Below are 20897 nucleotides of genomic sequence, written 5' to 3' on the forward strand. Positions count from 1 at the left end.
GATGCGATACCGCTCCGCCTGGCTCGTGCTCGTCGCCTTGCTCGCCCTGGGGTGCGAGGAGGATGTCGTGGCCGTGCTCGGGACGGACGTCCAGTACTCCCTGTACGGGGTGCTGAATCCGCTCGCCGACTCGCAGTCGGTGCGCGTGTATCCAATTCGGGAGACGCTGGTGCCCGAGGAGGACCCGGAGCTGGTGGCCGAGGTGCGTTCCGTCGACCTGAACACGGGCGAGGAGCGGGTGTGGAGGCAGACGGTGGTGGTCGATCGCGACGGCGGATTCGGGTACATCTACCGGGCGCCGTTTCGGGCGGAATACGGGCATCAATACCGCATCACGGTCGCCGGCCCCGACGGCGGCGAGGCGGAGGCGACCGTGGAAGTGCCGGGCGAGTCCACCATCGCCATGGGTACGCCGATCCTGAGCCGGGACGTCGTGGCGCCGATCGTGCTGAGCGGCCCGGTAACGAACCTGATCCGGATCGAGCTGACCTATTTTGTACAGTACTCGATCGGGTTCATCACCGGCAACGTGCCCAACATCGTCGGCGACACCCTGGTCGTGCCGTTCGAGGGGCGTTTCACGCAGCGAAGTAACGAACTCATCGTCCCCGTCGACCTCAGCGCCGCGTTCGACGCCATCCGCGCCGAGATCCTCAACGGCGTGTCGTTCGACCAGACGTACGGCATCTCCCTGCTCGCCCTGCGTTTCGACGCCGTGGTGGCGAATGCCGCGTGGCAGCCGCCGGGGGGCGATTTCAACCCGCTGGTCCTCATCCAGCCCGGGACGATGTCGAACGTGGAGGGGGGATTCGGCTTTATTGGAGCCGGCTATCGAGTCAGCCTCACCTGGGCCCCGCCGGCGGACGTGGCCGACGAGGCGGGGTTCCGGCCGTTTGGGCGGTGAAATACCTACGTGCCCTTCCGCCTGATCGGGTATATCCTGTACGAGCAGTTGCACACCCTGCTCGGTAGCTGCTCCGAAGGTGCCAATGCGTACGACTACGGTGAAGCTGATGGGGGAGTCCAGTGCTTCGACCCTCAAGTCGTGGTGCACTCGCCCTGAAATGCGTTTCCGCTACAGCCCTCGACGGCCCTCGTGACTTCGTTGCGGGGGCCGTTGCGATTTTATGGCTCGAGTTGGACGCTAATAGATTGCAATAAGACGACTGGCGTCTACGTGATAATGTGTTATATCTTGGGCGGACTTTTCGCACGGGAGTGAAGACAGGGACCGCGCAGTAGTGCGATCACTCAAGAAAGTTCGTTTGATGCTTCGCTTTGATCGTGGTTATTGCGTGCTGATGGCCTTGCTAGCCATCGGGGCTGGCCGTGTCTTCGCTCAGACTGTACCGTATACGGGAATCGATGAGCCCTGGGAGCCCAGAATCCTGTTCGACCGCATGCCGATCGAGCAGGGTTATTTTGGATGGCGATATTACGGAGCCCTTCAGGACGACGCCGGCTTCGTATGGTTTGCCACGCGTTATGGATTACTGCGCTACGACGGCTACAGCTTCACTCCGCTCGAACGCGACCCGGACGACTCGACGTCCGTTCTGACCACCTGGTCGGGCGACGGATTCATGTACAAGGATATCGATGGATCGTTCTGGTTTGCAACTGCCGCCGGCCTTGAACACTTCGATCCCACGACACGCCGTGTGCTAGCTCGCTACGTGCACGACCCTGATAATGCAACATCGGTCAGCGGCAGGTACATATCGGCATTCCTGCGCGACACCCACGGCAGATACTGGGTCGGGACGTCGATGGGTCTCGATCTTTTCGATCCGGAAATGGGGACATTTCGCCACATCTACGACCAGGATAGCACGGGAGAAGGTAGTGTGGCCATCGGGTGGGTACGCGCTATCGAGGAGGATCCTTACGGCACGCTCTGGATTGCCGTGGCCGGCGGTCAGCACCTCGTGCCGGACGACCGGAATCGGCTGATCGGTGGTGTATTGCGTTTCGATCCGGCGACTCAATCTTTTCGGAGATACACCCACGATACATCGGCGGGGCGCCATACCCACGATACCGAAGCCGAAGCGATTCTGGTAGATCGTCGCGGTACAGTCTGGTTCGGCATGTGGGGGGAAGATGGGCTGCACCAGTACGACCGGGACCATGACCGGATCATACATCTGCCGTACGACCCAGATCGTCCCGATGCCCTCAGCGCACCACGACAGCGCGACGCCATCGTGCATGGCAATGATCCGCTTGGGCCAGGAATACGTTTTCTCTACGAGGACGCTGAAGGCATCATCTGGATAGGGGGGTTCAAGCTTGGCCTCAACCGGTACAACCCGATAACCGGCGCGATGCAGCACTACGAAGCCGAGCCTCAAGACCCGGGAAGCCTGGTTGAAGACAGCATCTGGGGGATGCTCGAAACGAGCGAAGGGACCAAATGGATATTGACGTGGGGAGGGATTAATCGCATCCGGTCGACGGTGGGTCGCTTTGATTTTTATCGCTACAAGGCGCCCGAAACGCCGCCTATCAGCGATGGGCGCATCGCGGCCGTTTTTGAGGATACGCGCAATCAACTCTGGCTCGGTACGGTCGCCGGCGGGTTGAACCGCGTCGATCGCGCTTCAGGGACCGTTCAGATTTATCGAAACGATCCCGCCGATACCACCAGTCTGGGGTTCAATTTTGTCTATGATGTCGCACCCTTCGTTTCGGATTCCACCCAACTCTGGGTGAGCACCACAATGGGGAGGAGCAGCCTCGATGTGTCGACAGGCCGATTTGTCAATTATGACACCGACTTCCTCGATGGGCACCCCGATTTTTTTCAGATCCCGGATGTCGCCGGCACCCGAGCCGGCTCGCGTTTCCACATCAAGTCTGCATGGGGGTCCGGATTGCGGATTTGTGATCGCGCCACGGGCGCTTGCGACGCTATCGAACAATCGGATCAGACCGGTGGACTCCCCGATGCGTTCATAACGACAGCCTATTGCGACCGCCGGGACGTATGCTGGTTCGGGACGCGCAATGCTGGGCTTCTGGAATTAATTGGTGATGGAGATATGTGGCGGTTCCAACGACATCTGCCCGAAAAGAACTGGATCACGGCGATTCATGAACGGGCCAACGGCGATTTGTGGGTCTCTTCGTTTCTGGGTTTGTTCTGGCGCAATGGCGAAGGCGCCTGGCATCGACTCACTTCCAGCGATGGATTGCCGAGCACCATCGTCAGCCATTTGGTGCCGCATGGCGAGGATGAAATATGGATCGTTACGACGGCCGGCGTTGCCGTATACCGCTTCTCGACAGGCCAGATTAGGAGCTACGCTGGAGAAACCGAGCATCAGAAAAACTTCCTCTGGACATCGTCCATCTACCAGAACGCGCGCGGCGAGATCATCGTCGGTGGTTTGAACGGCTTCCTCGTGTTTCATCCGGATCGGGTGAAAGCGCTCGACAACCACATACCCCCGATCGTGCACGTTGAAAAGTTGGTCGGCACGTCAGGCCATCCGGCACAGTACGTTTCGAATCGTGATCCTCGTTTTTCGTACGAAGACCGGGATATTGACATCACCTTCACGGGATTGCATTACGACAATCCGGATAAAATACGTTACGCCTATCGACTTGCCGGCTACGACCAGGACTGGGTCGATGCCGGCACGCGGCGCAGCGCGCACTATGCCCGTTTGCCGTCAGGTCGTTACACCTTTGAAGTACGCGCTGCGAATCCTGACGGCCTCTGGAGCGAATCCGTAGTGTATCCGTTTGGCGTTGCCCCGCCTTTCTGGCGGCACCCCGTCGCCTATGTGTTGTATCTGATTTTTATGGGGGGAGGCATTTATCTGGTGTACAGCGCCCAGCGCAATCGCCTCATCCAACGCGAACGCCTCGCTTCGGCTCAGGAGCGCGCCCTCCTCATCGAGCAGCTCGACCGGACCAAGTCCCGCTTCTTCGTCAACCTCTCGCACGAGTTTCGCACCCCGCTCACCCTCCTCCTCGGCCCGGTCCGCGACGCCCTCGACGGGGCCTACGGCGAGCTCGACCCCCGCTTCCACGGCCAGCTCGGCGCCATGCACCGCGCCGCCGACCGGCTCCACCGTTTGATCAATCAGCTGCTCGACCTCGCCAAACTCGAGGCCGGCGGCATGCGCCTCGAAGCCCGCCAGGGTGACCTCGTCGCCTTCGTCCGCGCCCTCACCCTCTCTTTCGCCTCCCGCGCCGAGCGCGAGGGCAAACACCTCCAGCTGGACACCCACGCCGAGGCCGCCGAGGTTTACTTTGACCGCGACAAGCTCGAGAAGATCGTCTACAACCTGCTCTCGAACGCCTTCAAGTTCACCGCCGCCGGCGGCAAGATCCGCGTCTCGGTGGCGGCCTCGGAGGGCAGCGCCCGGATCGTCGTCCGCGACACCGGCGAGGGCATCCCCGCCGGCGAGCTGCCGCACATCTTCGACCGCTTTCACCAGGCCGACGCCTCGCCCACGCGCCGGCACGAGGGCAGCGGCATCGGGCTTTCGCTGGCGAAGGAACTGGCCGAACTCCACGGCGGCACGCTGACGGCCGAGAGCCAGCAAGGCTTCGGCAGCGCATTCACGCTGACGCTCCCGCTGGGCCGCGCCCACCTGCGGGATGAGGACCTCATCGCTGAAGAAACATTACCACAGGTGGACAAGCTGGACGCGGCGGACCCAGTGCAGCAGATCCTGTCCCGCGCGTCCAGCCTGTCCGCCCAGGTCTCACCCCCCACCGCCACCATCCTCCTCGTCGACGACAACGCCGACGTGCGCGCCTACCTGAAGAGCCACCTCGCCGGCTACCGCATCCTGGAAGCCGAAGACGGCGAGGCCGGCCTGGCGCTGGCGATCGCCGAGTCGCCGGACCTGGTGATCAGCGACGTGATGATGCCGAAGCTGGACGGCTACGGACTCTGCGCGGCGCTACGGAAGGACCGGCGGACGCAAGACATCCCGGTGGTGCTGCTGACGGCGAAGGCGGCGGAGGAGAACAAGCTGGAAGGCCTCGGCGCCGGCGCGGACGACTACCTGTACAAACCCTTCAGTGCCCGGGAGCTGCTGGCGCGGACGGAGAACCTGATCTACCGGCGCAAGCAGCTGAAGGCGAAGTACCGCCAGGAAGTGGTGCTGAAGCCGACGGAGATCACGGTGACGTCGGCGGACGCGGCGTGGCTGGAGAAGGTGCGGGGGATCGTGGAGGCGCAGATGGGAGACGGTCAGTTCGGGGTGGAGCGGCTGGCGGAGGAGGTGGGCCTGGGCCGGCGTCAGCTGCAGCGGAAGATGAACGAGCTGACGGGGGGAACGACACACCGGTTCATCCAGGAGCTGCGGCTGGAGCGGGCGCGGCAACTGCTGGAGCAGCAGGCCGGCAACGTGTCGGAGGTGGCGTACCGGGTGGGGTTCCGGGATCCGAGGCACTTCGCGCGGCTGTTCCAGCAGCAGTACGGGAAGCCGCCGTCGCGATGGAGATAAATGCGACAAGGATGTGGATAGATCGGTCGTGTCCGATTTGTCATGAAAACGGCAGATAGGTTTGGGGATGCGGCATCACCGGGCATGCTGCGTTCCGATTTATCCTCACCCATTCTTGTCGCTCTGTCATGAGAAAAAACCTACTACTTGTCCTGATGCTGGGTGTCTGCGTCACGGCGCGGGCACAGACCGGCACGTTCTCCCAGTGACATCGATTCGCTTACTCGTTGCTAGCGTGGCTTTTCTCGCCTTGTTTGATTTAGCCTGTACGGAAGATCCAACCAACGCACTCGATGATGAGACTGGACCGGAAATGTCGGCCCATGCTCGACACGATCACCACATGGGCCGTGGAGCCATTCAGGGAGCCATGAGGCCGCGCCGGCGTCCATCAGTCGGAACTCAACCATTCTGGACTGGCCGCCGGCTGACGATGGCACCTACACAGTCCTGCGTGAAGGAGGCAACGCCTGGTCCTGCTTCGTCGACGACGAATCAACGGCAGTATTCGATCCTGCGTGTCTCGACACGTCAGCCATCGAGTGGCTCAACAGCCTCCTGGCGGGTGAAACACCAAAACTAGCAAGCCCAGGATTGGTCTACGTGATGGCTGGTGCACCGCCGGCAAGCAACATCGACCCTGGAGCGACGGGTCCGACACCCGACAACGAATGGATGGCCGACATTCCTGCTCATATCGCCCTCATACCCGTAAACGTGTCCGATCTGGAAGGATATACAACGGATTACACCAACGGGGGAGCCTGCGTGATGGCGAGGCACGCCCTACGCGCATATCATGCTCCCGGTCGAATGAGGACAGCGCACTAAGGCTCGAAAGGTGATCAAATCCTACGGGCAAACGCCTCTTTTCTCAACGTCGCGATGGCCTCCCGGTCTACAAAACGACCGGGAGGCCATTGCGTTTATGCGATACTATGGCACGCCGATTGGTTTAAACGCTCGTCACAATCTCGTTTCAATTCATCCTGAACGGCCAGAGCGCCGCCGGCCCGAGCCATCCGGAGGCGCAGCAGCAGCAAATCGATCGCCCGGTGAATACACAAGCCATCACGCCCAAATCGCTGAAATCGAGCGTAATCGCGGCACCTCCGCTGGCGCGGAAGGCCGATCTTTCGGTCAACCACGAGGAAAACCGCAAGATCATCCGGTTCCTGGAAGAAGGGGGACTGACCACCTTTCTCTATGCCGCCAACGCCAATTTCTACCACGTCGGACTGGGTGAATATGCCTCGATCCTGGAGTTTCTGGAGGAAACTGTTTCCCCCAACTCGACCGTCATTCCCGCGATCGGGCCGGCGTTCGGGACCATGATCGCCCAGGCAAGGACGTTGCGGCGCACGGCGTTTCCGGTGGCGCTGCTCCTCCCCGCCACCTTCGCGGCCGACTCGGAGGGCATCGAATTCGGCATACGCCGGCTCATCGACGAACTCGGCAAGCCAGTCATCGTGGAGATCAATCAGCCCGATATGATGGACCCGGGCGACATGCACCGACTGGTGCGCGACGGCCTCGTCGCGGCCATCGTCTACTCCGTGCGGAGCGAGAACCCGATCGAGGATCCCTATCTCCGCCGGCTCACCGACCGCATCGAGCCGTCCACGTTTGTCAGCGGGTGCGGCGAGTTCGCCGCCATCACGCATATGCGCGATTTCGGGATGAGCACCTTCGTCTCCGGCTGCGTCTGCGTCGCCCCCCGGCTGGCCCGCAAGATGCACCGCGCCATCCAGGACGGCGACTACGAGATCGCCGAGAACGTCCGGGAACTGTTCGTCCCCCTCGACCGCATCATGGAGCACTACAACCCGGTGCGCGTCGTGCACGAAGCCGTCCATCTCGCCCGCATCGCCGACGCCGGCGCGCTCCTGCCGTTCCTCAGCAACCTCGAACGCGAGCAGCAGCAGGGCGTCCTCCGCAGCGTCCAGCAACTGATGGTGGATAACGTGAACTTCGGCGTCTGATGGGGTAAGGGGTTCAAGGGTCCGGGTTTAAGGTTTAAGGAGCGCGCTACGAACCTTAGACGTTGATCCTGGAGCCCTTCATCATTGCGCGGGGTGAATGGTATCGGTATCTTGAGGCCGATCTTATCTAGCCACCGCCATCATGCTTCTATACAAAACGCCTGCCGGCGCGATCCTGCACCATCTTGCAGGATGGCGCCATATCGCTTCGATCGACTGGGACGACCTGCTGCGACGGGAGGATTTACCCGAATTCTTGAACCAGATCGTGGCTACGGCGCCGGCTATCGAGCCTAGAGACCTGTCGGATATCCTGCCGCCGATCGGTCGGCAGGAAGTCTGGGCCGCCGGCGTAACGTATTTCCGCAGCCGGACGGCGCGCATGGAGGAGGCAAGCGATGCCGGCGGCAGCAGCTTTTACGATCGGGTGTATCATGCCGACCGCCCCGAGCTGTTTATGAAAGCCACGGCGCATCGTGTCGTGGGACACGCCGGCACCCTCCGCCTGCGGAAGGACTCGAAGTGGATGGTGCCCGAACCCGAACTCACCCTCCTCGTCAGCCCCGCCGGCCGGATCAACGGTTATGCGATCGGCAACGACATGAGCTGCCGGGATATCGAGGGCGAAAACCCGCTCTATCTCCCTCAGGCCAAGACGTTCGACCAGTGCGCCGGCCTCGGCCCGGGCATCTTCGTCACGCGCGATCCGCTCCCGTCGGACACGGCCATCCGCCTCCAGATCTACCGCAACGGACGGCTCGTGTTCGAGGACAATACCGCGCTCGATCAGATGCGCAAGACGCCCGACCAGCTAGTGTCCTACCTCTACCGGGAAGCCTCCTTCCCGGACGGCTGCTTTCTGATGACCGGCACCGGCATCGTGCCGCCCGATACGTTCACGCTGGAAAACGGCGATGCGGTTCATATCAGCATCGAACCGATCGGCACGCTCATCAATACGGTTTCCATTTTCTGATCGGGCATCTTTCCCCGGCTCTTACCCCAACGAATCTGCTACACATGGACCTTCTCGGAAAACACCTTCTCGGCGGCGTCTCCAGCGCCGATGGGCAACACGTCTTTTATGCGGTCAACCCGTCCGATGGGTCGAAACTCCAGCCGGGTTTTCATGAGGCGCTTCCGGAGGAGGTGGATCAGGCGCTGCACCTGGCCGACGGGGCGTTTACGGGGCTGCGTCAGATGACGCCGGCGCAGCGCGCGGCCATGCTCCGCGCCATCGCCGAGGAGATCCTGGCGCTGGGCGATGCCCTGCTCGACCGTGCGCATGCCGAAACGGGCCTCCCGATGGGCCGGCTCCAGGGCGAGCGCGGCCGCGCCGTGAACCAGATCCGCCTCTTTGCTGACCTGATCGAGGAAGGATCGTGGGTCCAGGCGCGGATCGACGTGGGGGATCCCGAGCGTCAGCCGCTGCCGAAGCCCGACGTCCGCAGCATGCTCATGCCGATCGGCCCCGTCGCCGTGTTTGGGGCGAGCAACTTTCCGCTGGCGATCGGCGTCGCCGGCACGGACACGATCTCGGCGCTGGGCGCCGGCTGCCCCGCCGTCGTCAAGGCGCATCCGGCGCACCCGGGCACCAGCGAGATGATGGGGCAGGCGATCTCGCGCGGCCTCGCGCGGACGGGCGCGCCGGCCGGCAGTTTTTCGATGCTCCAGGGCGCCGGCCACGCGATGGGGATCGCGATGGTGCAGCATCCGCTCACGCGGGCGGTCGCCTTCACGGGCAGCTTCCGGGGTGGACGCGCCCTGTTCGACGCCGCAGCCTCGCGCCCGGACCCGATCCCCGTGTATGCCGAGATGGGCAGCGTGAATCCGGTCTTCCTGCTCCCGGGCGCCCTCGCGCAGCGGGCCGAGCAGATCGCGCAGGGGTACCTCCAGTCCGTCAATCTGGGCGTGGGCCAGTTCTGCACGAATCCGGGCCTCGTGGTCGGCATCGAAGGCGAATCGCTGGGCCGTTTCGTGGAGGCGGCGGGCAAGATGGCGGCGGAAACGCCGGCCGCCACCATGCTGCACCCCGGCATCGCGGCCGCCTACCGGGATGGCGTCCAGCGGATCGCGCAGACCCAGGGCGTACGCGTGGCCGGTCGTGCGGCGGACGCGGATGAGGCCTCCTGCCAGGCCGCCTGCGTCATCTTTCAGACGGATATCGCCACGCTCGGGGACCAGGAGCAGCTGATGGAAGAGGTCTTCGGGCCGGCCTCCATCGTCGCCTCCGGCTCGAGTCTCGACGACCTCATCGCCGTCGCCCGGAAACTCGACGGGCACCTCACCGCCACCGTCCACGGCACCGACGAAGACCTCGCGTCCCATGCCGAGCTGATCCGGGTCCTGGAGACCAAGGTCGGACGGCTCATCTTCAACGGATTTCCCACCGGCATCGAGGTCTGCGCCGCCATGCACCACGGAGGGCCCTACCCGGCCACGACCGACAGCCACTTCACATCGATCGGCACCGGCGCGATCTTTCGGTTCGCGCGCCCGATCTGTTACCAGAACTTCCCCGACGCCGCGTTGCCGGAGGAGCTGCGCAACCGCAATGCCGCCGGCGTCTGGCGCCTGGTTAACAATGCGATGACGCAGGGCGATGTGGCCTGAAGCGCCGCGCAGGGCTGGTAACAGGCACGACATTTTCTCGGTAACCCTCTCCCGGCATCAAACCTGATTCCGGGTGATTCAGGGCGTCATTCCGGATCGCCCTGCCCGTCATCATCCCATCTCTAGTATGAAAATGCGACTTTTTGTATGGATCGCGGCGCTCGTCGTCGCGACTCTGGCTCCGGCGACCACGCTGGCGCAGAACCGTCCCGAACCCCGCAAAACCTCGGAAGCCCAGCGCGAAGCGCGCGATCGCGGCGAGCGCGCCGGCCGCGAGGCGGGGGCCCGGACCGACAGCGCGGCCCAGGAACTGCGCGAAGGCCGCGACCGCGCCGCGCGCGATGCCCGCGGTCGGGCCGACAGCACCGCGGATCGGTTTCGCGAGGGCCGCGAACGCGCCGGCCAGCGCGCTGACAGCGCAACCGCCGACGCACGCGAGCGCCGGGAACGCGGCGAACGCACGGCGGAAGACCGCATGCGTGGCGACTCCACGGGCATGTCCCGTGTGGATCGGATCGCGATGCTGAACGAACGGATCGCCAGCGCGCGGGAACGCGAGAGCGAACGCCACGAACGCCGGCTGGCCCGGATCGAGGAGATCCGCGCCGTGGCCCAGCAGCAAAACGACAGCGCGGCGCTCGCCCGCGTCGACGAGCTGGTCGAGAAAGAGCGGACCCAGCACACGCGGAAGCTCCAGCAGCTGACCGACATGGAGACGCGGATGGCGCAGCTGCGCGACGGCTCCGATCGTCCGGCTCGCGGTGACCGCGAGCAAAACGAGCAGGAGGAAGATGGCCATGATAACCGCTAAAACAAACCGGAGAGCACCGATGAACTTCCTGACGAAATGCGCCGCCCTCGGTCTGTTTGTCGCCCTCGCCGGCTGCGGATCGAAACCGCCTGAAAAAGCGTCCGCCGAGGCCCGCGACACCACGGCGCCGGTAGAAGCCGTCGAACTCAATGCCGAGGAGGCCGCGCTGCTGGCAGCGCCGGCTCCACCGCCGGCCCCGGCCGAACCGGTCACGCCGGCCAACTACAAGAAGGCGCTCGACGAACTGGAGGCGGAAATCGCCGCCGAGCAGTAATACGCATCCGGGCGTCGCTCCACAGCGCGCCCGGATTTTTTTTGCGCGGCATCACGCCATCGGCTCGAAGCGGGCCGTGAAGTGGCGCAGCGCCGGCGGTTCGTGGGCGATGCGGTAGCCTCGCAGCGCGTCGCGCAGCTTGAGCACGTCCCCGAAACACTCGATCACGTAGTCGATGTGGCTCTGCGTGTAGACGCGCCGGGGGATCGCGAGGCGAACCAGCTCCATCCGCGCCGGCCGTTCGGAGCCGTCCGGTTGCCGGCCGAACATCACCGACCCGATCTCGCAGCTCCGGATGCCGCCGACCTCGTACAGGGCCACCGCGAGCGACTGACCGGGATACTGGAGCGGGGGGATATGCGGGAGCAGCGCGTGCGCGTCGATGTAGACGGCGTGCCCGCCCACAGGGCGGATGATGGGGATGCCCATCCGGGTCAGCGCGTCGCCGAGGTAGCGTGTCGAGGTCAGCCGGTAGGCGAGATAGTCTTCGTCGATCACTTCACCGAGCCCGACCGCAATGGCTTCGAGGTCGCGCCCGGCGAGCCCGCCATAGGTGGGGAAGCCCTCCGTCAGAATGAGCAGGTTGCTCGCCGCCTGCGCCCAGGCGTCGTCGTTCAGCGCCAGCCAGCCGCCGATGTTGACGAGCGCGTCTTTTTTGGCGCTCATCGTCATCCCGTCGGCATACGAGAACATCTCGCGGACGATCTCCTTGACCGGGCGGTCCGCATAGCCGGGCTCGCGCAGTTTGATGAAGTAGGCGTTCTCGGCAAACCGGCAGGCATCCAGGAAGAGCGGCTTGCCGTGCCGCTCGCACACCGCCTTCGCCGCCCGGATGTTGGCCATCGACACCGGCTGTCCGCCCCCCGAGTTGTTGGTGACGGTGATCATGACGATCGGGACGGCGTCGCCCTGTTCCTGGAGGAAGGCGTCCAGGCGGTCGATGTCGATATTGCCCTTGAACGGGTGTTCGTTCGCCGGCTCCAGGCCTTCGCGAATGACGAGGTCGACCGCTTCGGCGCCGCTGGCCTCGATGTTGGCGCGGGTGGTGTCGAAGTGGGTGTTGCTGGGGATGCGTTTGCCGCGGCCGCCGACGATGTGGAAGAGGATGCGTTCCGCCGCGCGGCCCTGGTGGGTGGGGATGATGTGTTTGAAGGGCATGAGGTCGGTGACGGCGGCCTCGAACCGGTGGTAGGAGGGGGAGCCGGCATAACTCTCGTCGCCGCGCATGATCCCTGCCCACTGCCCGGCGCTCATGGCCGAGGTCCCCGAGTCGGTGAGGAGGTCGATCAGCACGTCGTCGGAATGCAGCGAGAAGAGGTTGTAGTGCGCCCGGGCGATGTAGCCGGCGCGCTCCTCGCGCGTCGTCATCCGGATGGGCTCGACGGATTTGATGCGGAAAGGCTCGATAATCGTCTTCATGGAAGCAGGTGCGCGGCGGCGGCCGCGTCGAGGTGTCGGGTTGCGTCGGCGTCCACGATCTGGGGGGTGCCGAAAGGATCTTCCACCGCGGCGTCGGGGTCGCGGAGCACGTCGAGCGAGGCGCGGACGCTGTAGGCGAGCGCCATGGCGTCGTATCCGCCTTCGAGCAGCGCGACGAGCCGGCCTTCCGCCGTGGCGTCGGCCCAGGCGAGCGCCTCGCGCATCATGCGGGCGAAGCCGTTGACCGTGACGTGCATGCCGGCGATGGGGTCGCGCCAGTGGGCGTCGTAGCCGGCGGAGACCAGGATGACCTCCGGCTTGAAACGAAGCGCAAGCGGCGTCAGGATGCGGTCGAATGCGGCGAGGTAGCCGGCGTCGCCCGTGCGCGCGGGGAGCGGGACGTTGACGGTGGCGCCGAGGCCCGCGCCGGCGCCGCGCTCGTCGTTGCGCCCCGTCCCGGGGTAGAGCGGCCACTGGTGCAGGCTCATGTAGAGCACCGACGGGTCTTCGTAAAGGATTTCCTGGGTGCCGTTGCCGTGGTGCACGTCGAAGTCGAGCACGAGCACGCGCTCCACCCCGTGTTGACGCTGGAGCCAGCGGGCGGCGATGGCGGCGTTGCCGAGCAGACAGAAGCCCATCGCTTCGTCGGGCCGGGCGTGGTGGCCCGGGGGACGGACGATGGCGAACCCGTTATCCGCCCGGCCGTCCATCACGGCGTCGCAGGTGGCGAGCAGGGCGCCTAGGGCTTCCATCGCGACGTCCCAGCTCGCCGGCGTGGCGTAGGTGTCGGGGTCGAGCCGCGCACCGCCCGCCTCGCAGGCCGCCTGGAGCCGCTCCAGGTATTCGGCCGGATGGGCCAGCAGCGCGGCCTCGACGGGGGCCGGCGCGGGCGGGAGCCGCAGCGCGTCGCGCAGGGTCTGCCCTTCTTCCAGCACGCGCTCGATGGCGTGGATGCGTTCGGGGCGTTCGACGTGCCCGCTCGACGCATGTGCGTCGTGCAGCCGGCTAACGGTTACGGCTGTCTTCATGGGGTTCGAGGCGCGAGAGGGACAGCTTCACTTCCTTCGGGTAGCATACGTACGGCTTTTCGACCCGCAGCGTGAGCGACGCGATGGCGGCGGTATCGGTGACGGTAGAGAGCTCCTGGATGCCTTCAGGCATGAGCACGTCGATGCCGCCGGGCTCGTGGCCGTACGCGGCGTGGCCGGCTTCGTCGACGCCGAAATAATACGACACGTCGTCATCGGCATGCTCGGGGTCGGTCAGGCGCTGAGCGAGCAACCAGAACTTCACCTGCTCGCGCCATTCACCGGCTTCGTCGTCGGAGGCCTCATGCCCGAGGAAGCGCACGCGGAGGAAGTCGCGGTTGTTGAAGCGCCGGCACAGATCCACCAGAATCGGGTCGCGGTGATGCGCCCAGCGTTTCATGCTGTAGATGATGTCGGAGTCGTCGAGTTCGCAGAAGACGGCGCGCACGTCGGGGTTCTGGATGTCGGCGCCCTTCACGTCGTGCTGTAGGAAGAAGAGCAGGGCGGGCGCTCCGAGTTGGGCTACGCCGGTATCGCCGGCGCCGAGCAGGTAGCGCGCCCGGCGGAGGATGCCCTGGAGGAGGTGGTCTCCGGCGAGGACAGTTTTGTGGAGATAAACCTGCCAGTACATGAGCCGGCGCGCGAAGAGGAAGTTCTCGACGGGGTAGATCCCCCGGGGCTCGATGACCATGCGGGCGTCGGCGCGGCCGGCGGTGGGGGAGACGAGCATCGACTTGATGATGCGCTGCACGCCGACTTTCCCCTCGACGACGCCCGTGAAATACGAGTCGCGCCGGAGGTAGTCGAGCCGGTCCATGTCGAGCTGACTCGAGATCAGCTGGTGGAAAAACGGGCGGTCGCAGGTGTTGTCGAACATCTCCAGCGCCAGGTGCAGCGAGCCGCCGAACCGTTCGGCGAGCTGCACGATGAGCGCGCGGCTCATCTGCTCGTGCTCGAAGTCGGAGATCAGGATGTGTTCGAGCGAATGCGAAAACGGGCCGTGGCCGATATCGTGGAGCAGCGCGGCAGCGAGCGCGGCCGACTCCTCCTTTTCGCTGATCGGCGTATCTTTACCCCGAAGCGTGAGAATCGTATCCTGCATCAGCGCCATGGCGCCGAGGGCATGGCTGAAACGCGAGTGCTCCGCGCCCGGAAAGACGAAGTTGCCGACGCCGAGCTGGCGGATCCGTCGCAGGCGCTGCACCTCGGGCGTCTGGATGAGCGGGAGGATCTCTTTTCGCGGGATGGAGATGAACCCGTGAACGGGATCCGCGACGATTTTGTAGTGCGGATTTCCCGATCCCGGGGCGTCGGCGTTCAACCGTAAAATCATAGCCTATGGCCGGTCGTGAGGGCGTTCGGTCGGGCGGGTATTCATGCCACAGTCTCTCGTACTCCCCTGTTGTGTCGAGGCTCCCCCGGCGTTTGCGCCGAAGGCGCGTTATGCGATCGAGGTCCTGCTGTGCGGACTCGGCGCCGAGCCGCTATGGGTGGAGCGCGCGCATCTGGCAGGGCCGTCGATCTATTACGGACCCGAGCCGGAGGCGGCCGGCCCCACGACCGTGGCGATCCGGCTTCGGGAGGAGACGCCGGCGTATTTCGCGTCCGGCGAGGCCTATCCGGCGCACCGGATGCGGCGCGTGCCGATCGGGGAAGCGACCTGGCCCATGCTCTTCGGCGAACCGGACGACGACGACCCCATCGCCTCCGCCTTTTTCTGGCTCTCCGGGTGGCAGGAGCACACGTGCATCGAGCGCGACCGGCACGGCCGGTTTCCGTACGAGGCCTCGCTGCAGGCGGCGTGGGGCACGGCCTGCGAGCCGGCGGTGGATGCCTACCGCGTCCTGCTGGGCGAGCGCCTCGCGCGCGCGGGCTTCATCGCGGTGCCGACGCGGTGGGCCGGCCACGACTGGGCCTTCTGCGCGACGCACGACATCGACTACCTCCGCAAGTGGCGCCCGGGGATCATGTATCGCGAACTGGTCGAGTACCCGCTGCTCAACCGCCTGGACCGCCCGCCGCCGGAGCGCCGCCGCCGTCTCGCCTCCTCGCTCCGGCAATTCGCGACGCCGGGCGATCCGTTTCGGCTGGCGATCGACCGGATGGTCGATGCGGAACGAGGCCGGCAGGGGAGCGCCACCTACTTCTTCAAGGCCGGCGCCCACGGCCCGCACGACGTTCACTACGGGCTCCACGGCGGCTATATCCAGCACGTGTTCGCCCGGCTGCGTCGCGACGGCTTCGAGATCGGGCTGCACCCGGGATACCACGCGCACGACCATGCCGGGCGGATGCGGGACGAGCGGTCCCGCCTCGCCGGCGCCGCGAAGGCGCCGGTGACGTCCGTACGGCAGCACTACCTCCGCTGGCAGCCCGAGATCACGCCGGCGCTGCACGCCGAGGCGGGCTTCGCGCTCGATTCCACCCTCGGCTTCTCCACCTTCGAAGGGTTTCGACACGGCACCTGCCACCCGTTCCCGCTGTTCGACATCCCGGCGAACGCCGCGCATCCGATCTGGGAAATGCCGCTCTGCCTGATGGACGCGGCGATCTTCAACCGCCGCCACCTCACCGCGGAAGAAGCCCTCGGCGTCTCCCGCCGGCTCATCGACCAGTGCCGCCAGTTCCGGGGCGTGTGCGTCATGCTCTGGCACAATACCCTCTGGGACGAGATCGACTTCCCGGGCTGGGGCCAGCACTTCCTCGATACCCTCGACGCCGCCGCGTCCGCCGGCGGATGCCTGACCACGCTCTCGATGGCGCTGGAGGCGTACAGGTAAGGGTTCAAGGCTCAAGGTTTAAGGTTTAAGGTATTTTTAGAAAAAGCATGCTGAGCTCGGAGGGGGGAGGCGCCAGGCATCTCAAAGGAGCCCCCCTTGAACCTTAAACCTCGAACCTTAAACCCTAACCCACCCCCTTCTGGCCTGGTAATTGCAGGGCCATGCGAAGGCAGGAATTTCCCACAAATAACGATGATGGCTACCGCGGCCCGGATGCGAATCCGAGGAACGGGGCTACGGGAACGACCGAATCGGGTGACCGTAGATCAGAAATGCCGTAATGACCGCCGGGACGTCCCGCATCCGGCCGCCGGCGAGGCTGATCTCGACTGCCTTTCGACGATGTGACACTCAATTTGAGACGGCCTACCAGATTGCTTCTCGCTTCTCCGGACGCGAGACGGCGGCCTCTCCCCATCCACAACGATTTATTACCCATGAGAACGCCTGGTTATTTGTTGCTGCTGATCTTTCTGATGCTGGGGTGCAACACCACGGAGCGGATCGTGCGTCTGGATTCCGACACCATGCCCATGACGCAGTCGTACAATGTGAACGATCTTCGCGCGCGGTATGCCACGGCTCCGGGCGTCTACGTCTCGTACGACCACACGCTCGAGCACAACGTGAGCATCGCCTTCACGAGCACGATTCCGCACTGGCGTTTCTTCGAAGTGATGCAGCGGTCCATGGTCGTGCTCGATCCGAAATCCGACCTGGTCAACACGTTCCGCGTGAGCGTGGCGCCGGGCGATCGGCTGGAGAACGTGGCGATCACCGTACAGGCGCCCGGCAGCGGCGGGCAGAATTTCGACCAGGACGACCTCGTCGAGCAGCCCGGCCCGAACGGCGAGACGCTGTATACGATGAGCTACGGCGGCATCGCCGCCGGCACGATCGTGACCGAGTCGTACGAAATCTCCTATGGCGACCTCGAAAAGGACCCGCCGGTGTACCACGACATCCCCCTCCAGTACGCCCTGCCGGCGGAGCAGATGAACGTGCGGTACATCTACCCGATGTGGTGGCAGGTCCAGGTCAAACAGCTCGGCGCGGGGCAGAATCTGCCGTACCAGCGCATCGAGGACGCCGATCGGCGCAAGATCGTACTCGAATACCAGGCGCAGAATGTGCCGGCGTTCCAGCCGACGCAGGCCGCCTTTTTTAAAGAATCGGCGCCGTACTTCCAGATCCAGGTCACCAACATGTCGATGGGCAGCGCCGTGCGCTACCGGGCTCCGGAGGACTGGGAATCGCTGGGCGACTCCTTCGCCCAGTACGCGTCCCGGCCGAAGTCGCGTGACGAGCGCGAGGTGCGCGACGTCACCCGGCAGATCACCGGCACGCTCGCGACCCAGAGCGACAAGGTGAGCGGCGTGCTCCGGTATGTCGCCGACAACATCACGATCTCACCGGATGCGCGCGACCGCGGCATCGAGACGATGCTGTCGCGGCGCGAGGGCACGGCGTTCATGGCGACCGAGCTGGCCTACGCCATGCTCCAGGAAGCCGGCATCGACGCCGAATACCTCGTGCTCCACAGCGCGGCGGACGGCTTCTTCGACCAGACCTTCTATTCGGATCAGCAATTCCGGGTGCCGGCCCTCAACGTCTTCGCCGACGGTGCGGAATACGTGGTCATCCCGGGCGTCATGCGCACCATCGCGGACGCGCTCCCGAACGAGTTTGCCGGCCAGACGGCCATGGTGATCACGGACGACGGGTTCGGCGGATTTACGCAGCTCACCGGCGAGCGCCTGGCATCCGCCGGCGCGATTCCGGTCAACCAGCCGGCCCCGCAACCCGTTCAGACGCAGCCTCAGCCGCCGGTCGAGCAGCCGCCCATCGCGCAGCCGGTTGGCGATCCCGCGCCGAACCGTCCGAGCCCTGTCATCGACCGGCCCGGACCGCGCAACCAGCCGATCGACACGCCGGCGGCCACGCCCGTTACGCCCCCGCCCGTGGCCGATGGCGGCGGCATCGTAGGGCAGCCGATCGGCGCGCAGCCGTCGCGCCAGACGCCGACGGAAGTCGCGCCGCCGCCCGTGCAGATCGTGCCGCCCCCGCCGGCGGCCGCGACGTCCATGCCCGAATGGATGGGGTCCATCGACCGCAGCGCCCGCGGATGGACGTGGGTGATCGGCTCCAAAACGACCGTCGAGGAGGCTGAGGCCGCCGGGAACGAGTACCTCGACCTGTACCGCCAGGGCCTGAAGGTGGACATCCTCTCCGGCAAGTCGAACGGCACCACCCGCTACCGCATCGCGATCGGACAGTACTCCTCGCGCAACCTCGCCCAGATCGACCGCGAACGCCTCGGCAGCATCCTCCCCTCCGACGCCTGGCTGCTCCAGATCGAGCCGGGGATGTAGAGAATCGAAAATCGGAAATCGTAAAAAGGCAAATTGGGCTGGTCCTGCACCAGGGCCATCGCATGCTCTTCAAACGTGAGCATCTCCCGGTTTGGGAGTATGGGGGTTTGGGAGTGTGGTGGTCTGGGGGATAAAAAATGCCCCCATGCACCTAAACTCCCATACGCTTCTCACGGCCACGGCGAGAATGCGATTGCCCCGGGTTCTGGACCTCCCGATTTGCCTTTTTGCATGCTACGTGGCGCAAGCATCGAATTAAGATCTGATTTTACGCAGCCGTGTGCCTGGTAATCTGATGCAGGATGCAAGATGCAGGATTTTGTACCGGGCAACAGGCTTTTCGGACGAAATCCTGCATCCTCCATCTTGCATCCACAGATGGACACGATGCCTTGCCTAACACGAGTTAAGATCTGATCTTACGCGCCATAGCCTCTAGTCTTCTGATGCAGGATCACGATCAAACGTACGGTTTTTCGGTAAACATCCTGCATCTTGTATCCCGTATCCCTGGGTCGCCGCGCTAACGTGCGTAACGTCACTGAAGATTTCCAATTACTCAAAATCCTTCCTCGCGCAGCATCGCGGCGATGGTGCGATAGAGGCCGTAGGCGTCGAACCCGTTGAGGGTGGGAAACTGGATGCCGAGTTGCTGGGCGTGGTCGGCTTCGATGACGCCGAGGGATTCTCCCCACATAGCGCTTTCGACCGAGACGAAGCCGTCGTTGACGCCCTCGCGGCCGTGCAGGATCAGGTTGAGCGGGCGGAGGAAGGGGCTCATGCTGTGGTCGGTGCCTTTGCCGGCTTTTGCGCTATACGACCAGTACCGCACGCCAGGGTCGTCCGGGGTGGCAGGATTGAAAGTCTCCTTGATGTACGCCGGCGTCAGCTCGCTCACCGTGTTCATGAAGTCGGCATTCACCTCGCGCATGGCGGTCGACCCCAGCCAGTTGGCCAGATCCGCGAGCCAGACGCGCAGCCGATCGGGCTGGTCGAGGAGAAAGCTGGCGATCGAAGAGCCGTGGTGCGGGGTGGAGATCGTTACGAGCGAGGCCACCCGGTCGTGAAAGCCCTCGCGGCTGATCAGATACCGGGCATCGAGCCCGCCCATGGAGTGCGCGATGAGGTTCACCTTTTCGGCGCCGGTCTGGTGCAGAATATGCTGGAGCCGCTCCTTCCAGATGCCGGCGCGCACGGGCACCGGGTTGTAGGGCGGCACGTTGGGCGCAAACGCCCAGATCCCGCGGGCGCGGAGGTCCATCGCGAAATCGTACATGTGCCCGTTCCGCCGCAACGCGGCCACCATCCCGAAACCATGCATCATGACCACGGGATAGCGGAGTCGGATCAGCGGGGGCTCCGGAAACGGCTCCAGACCGAGGATGCGTTGCAGCGCCGATTCAGCCATGAAGAGGTACAGTTAACGGGTGGATGGTTTGTGTTTGGGGCACGCGTCCCCGTCGGAATCACCCTGCCAGGCCGGGCAGGAAACCCATGGGCAGACCGAGCACGAAATGCTCGGTTGCGGCGATCGCCAGGGCGGTGATGAACGGCGCTTGGATATTGTCGTTCAGCGGACCCGGCAGCAGTTCGAGCGCGCCGGCCAGGAGCGCCGCCGCCGGCCCCAGCCAGAAGGCGGGCTTCGGGAAAAACAACGCGGCCAGGGCGCCGAAGACGATGAATCCGATCGTGCCTTCTATCGTTTTAGGACTTCCGCTCCACCGGTGCCGGCCAAATCGCCGCCCGACGAGCGCGGCGGCGGCGTCGCCGATCATGAATACGGTCAGCGCCATCGCGGCAATCCGCGCAGGAAAGCACACCAGGAGCACCAGCGCGGAAAGCAGCACCCACGTCGCGCCGCTGATGCGGATGCGGCCCAACGGGGGTTTCTCGTCCGGGCGCATCATCCAGCCGAACTGCCAGACGAAGAAGCGGTTCACCTCCGGGTTGATCCCGCGCGCGACCTCGAACGCCAGGGCGAGCGCCGTCAGCATCGCCAGCGCGACGAGCCCGGTCGTTCGCGGCACCAGCAGCATCCCGACCGGCAACGCGACGGAAAGCAGGTGGATCGTCTTCCGAAAAAACTCGGATCGGTACGAAATCGGCAGGTCTGACATCACGCCGGCACTATTTTGGTACATCGG

The 20897-nt window shown here is 64.6% G+C and carries 14 protein-coding genes; 9 read left to right on the forward strand and 5 right to left on the reverse strand.

Features of this window, described 5'->3' with window-relative positions; genetic code table 11:
- Nucleotide 1 precedes the first annotated feature (1 nt).
- From R2834_16400 to R2834_16430, 7 genes are all read left to right on the forward strand, one after another.
- On the forward strand, nucleotides 2-904 hold the full coding sequence (locus tag R2834_16400; GenBank protein MEZ4701915.1) for a hypothetical protein: 903 nt from the start codon (nucleotides 2-4) through the stop codon (nucleotides 902-904).
- Nucleotides 905-1400: 496 nt separating this feature from the next.
- On the forward strand, nucleotides 1401-5474 hold the full coding sequence (locus tag R2834_16405) for an ATP-binding protein (GenBank protein ID MEZ4701916.1): 4074 nt from the start codon (nucleotides 1401-1403) through the stop codon (nucleotides 5472-5474).
- A gap of 1055 nt (nucleotides 5475-6529) precedes the next feature.
- Nucleotides 6530-7456, forward strand: coding sequence for a dihydrodipicolinate synthase family protein (locus tag R2834_16410; GenBank protein MEZ4701917.1), 927 nt, complete (start codon nucleotides 6530-6532; stop codon nucleotides 7454-7456).
- 142 nt (nucleotides 7457-7598) lie between these two features.
- Nucleotides 7599-8432 carry a fumarylacetoacetate hydrolase family protein gene (locus R2834_16415; protein MEZ4701918.1) on the forward strand — a complete coding sequence of 278 codons (834 nt, stop codon included), beginning with the start codon at nucleotides 7599-7601 and terminating at the stop codon, nucleotides 8430-8432.
- Between the two features lie 44 nt (nucleotides 8433-8476).
- Nucleotides 8477-10069 (forward strand): aldehyde dehydrogenase (NADP(+)), encoded by a 1593-nt coding sequence (locus R2834_16420; protein MEZ4701919.1) that lies wholly within the window; start codon nucleotides 8477-8479, stop codon nucleotides 10067-10069.
- A 127-nt stretch (nucleotides 10070-10196) separates the two neighbouring features.
- On the forward strand, nucleotides 10197-10880 hold the full coding sequence (locus R2834_16425) for a hypothetical protein (protein MEZ4701920.1): 684 nt from the start codon (nucleotides 10197-10199) through the stop codon (nucleotides 10878-10880).
- Between the two features lie 19 nt (nucleotides 10881-10899).
- Nucleotides 10900-11154, forward strand: a complete 255-nt coding sequence (locus R2834_16430) for a hypothetical protein (GenBank protein MEZ4701921.1) — start codon at nucleotides 10900-10902, stop codon at nucleotides 11152-11154.
- 51 nt (nucleotides 11155-11205) lie between these two features.
- Here the strand turns inward: R2834_16430 and R2834_16435 are convergent, their stop codons facing one another.
- Genes R2834_16435 through R2834_16445 form a run of 3 tightly spaced genes read right to left on the reverse strand, consistent with a single transcriptional unit; the run spans nucleotide 11206 to nucleotide 14934 of the window.
- Nucleotides 11206-12573 carry a tryptophanase gene (locus R2834_16435; protein MEZ4701922.1) on the reverse strand — a complete coding sequence of 456 codons (1368 nt, stop codon included), beginning with the start codon at nucleotides 12571-12573 and terminating at the stop codon, nucleotides 11206-11208.
- The gene (locus R2834_16440) at nucleotides 12570-13601 is read right to left on the reverse strand and encodes a histone deacetylase (protein ID MEZ4701923.1); all 1032 of its coding nucleotides are present in this window, start codon (nucleotides 13599-13601) and stop codon (nucleotides 12570-12572) included. Before R2834_16440 ends, R2834_16435 begins: the two co-directional genes overlap by 4 nt.
- Nucleotides 13579-14934 (reverse strand): HD domain-containing protein, encoded by a 1356-nt coding sequence (locus tag R2834_16445; protein ID MEZ4701924.1) that lies wholly within the window; start codon nucleotides 14932-14934, stop codon nucleotides 13579-13581. Before R2834_16445 ends, R2834_16440 begins: the two co-directional genes overlap by 23 nt.
- A 43-nt stretch (nucleotides 14935-14977) precedes the next feature.
- Here R2834_16445 and R2834_16450 point away from each other — a divergent pair, with 43 nt between their 5' ends.
- Together R2834_16450 and R2834_16455 are read left to right on the forward strand one after the other, a co-directional pair.
- Complete coding sequence (locus R2834_16450; protein ID MEZ4701925.1) at nucleotides 14978-16381, forward strand: polysaccharide deacetylase family protein; 1404 nt, start codon at nucleotides 14978-14980, stop codon at nucleotides 16379-16381.
- 437 nt (nucleotides 16382-16818) lie between these two features.
- Nucleotides 16819-18753 carry a hypothetical protein gene (locus tag R2834_16455; protein MEZ4701926.1) on the forward strand — a complete coding sequence of 645 codons (1935 nt, stop codon included), beginning with the start codon at nucleotides 16819-16821 and terminating at the stop codon, nucleotides 18751-18753.
- A gap of 559 nt (nucleotides 18754-19312) precedes the next feature.
- On the opposite strand, the gene R2834_16460 is transcribed toward R2834_16455, so the two are convergent.
- Together R2834_16460 and R2834_16465 are read right to left on the reverse strand one after the other, a co-directional pair.
- Nucleotides 19313-20161, reverse strand: a complete 849-nt coding sequence (locus tag R2834_16460; GenBank protein ID MEZ4701927.1) for an alpha/beta fold hydrolase — start codon at nucleotides 20159-20161, stop codon at nucleotides 19313-19315.
- A gap of 58 nt (nucleotides 20162-20219) precedes the next feature.
- Entirely contained in the window at nucleotides 20220-20870 is a 651-nt protein-coding gene (locus R2834_16465; protein ID MEZ4701928.1) for a phosphatidate cytidylyltransferase, read from the reverse strand.
- Nucleotides 20871-20897: the final 27 nt, after the last annotated feature.

It is taken from the genome of Rhodothermales bacterium (assembly GCA_041391505.1).
In the GTDB taxonomy this organism is placed as follows: domain Bacteria; phylum Bacteroidota; class Rhodothermia; order Rhodothermales; family JAHQVL01; genus JAWKNW01.

What these genes read in the sequence shown, in the direction of transcription:
- R2834_16400 (MEZ4701915.1), top strand. Translation starts at nt 2, where the DNA reads ATGCGATACCGCTCCGCCTGGCTCGTGCTCGTCGCCTTGCTCGCCCTG.
- R2834_16405 (MEZ4701916.1), top strand. Translation starts at nt 1,401, where the DNA reads ATGCCGATCGAGCAGGGTTATTTTGGATGGCGATATTACGGAGCCCTT.
- R2834_16415 (MEZ4701918.1), top strand. Translation starts at nt 7,599, where the DNA reads ATGCTTCTATACAAAACGCCTGCCGGCGCGATCCTGCACCATCTTGCA.
- R2834_16420 (MEZ4701919.1), top strand. Translation starts at nt 8,477, where the DNA reads ATGGACCTTCTCGGAAAACACCTTCTCGGCGGCGTCTCCAGCGCCGAT.
- R2834_16425 (MEZ4701920.1), top strand. Translation starts at nt 10,197, where the DNA reads ATGAAAATGCGACTTTTTGTATGGATCGCGGCGCTCGTCGTCGCGACT.
- R2834_16430 (MEZ4701921.1), top strand. Translation starts at nt 10,900, where the DNA reads ATGAACTTCCTGACGAAATGCGCCGCCCTCGGTCTGTTTGTCGCCCTC.
- R2834_16435 (MEZ4701922.1), bottom strand. Translation starts at nt 12,573, where the DNA reads ATGAAGACGATTATCGAGCCTTTCCGCATCAAATCCGTCGAGCCCATC.
- R2834_16440 (MEZ4701923.1), bottom strand. Translation starts at nt 13,601, where the DNA reads ATGAAGACAGCCGTAACCGTTAGCCGGCTGCACGACGCACATGCGTCG.
- R2834_16445 (MEZ4701924.1), bottom strand. Translation starts at nt 14,934, where the DNA reads ATGATTTTACGGTTGAACGCCGACGCCCCGGGATCGGGAAATCCGCAC.
- R2834_16450 (MEZ4701925.1), top strand. Translation starts at nt 14,978, where the DNA reads ATGCCACAGTCTCTCGTACTCCCCTGTTGTGTCGAGGCTCCCCCGGCG.
- R2834_16455 (MEZ4701926.1), top strand. Translation starts at nt 16,819, where the DNA reads ATGAGAACGCCTGGTTATTTGTTGCTGCTGATCTTTCTGATGCTGGGG.
- R2834_16460 (MEZ4701927.1), bottom strand. Translation starts at nt 20,161, where the DNA reads ATGGCTGAATCGGCGCTGCAACGCATCCTCGGTCTGGAGCCGTTTCCG.
- R2834_16465 (MEZ4701928.1), bottom strand. Translation starts at nt 20,870, where the DNA reads ATGTCAGACCTGCCGATTTCGTACCGATCCGAGTTTTTTCGGAAGACG.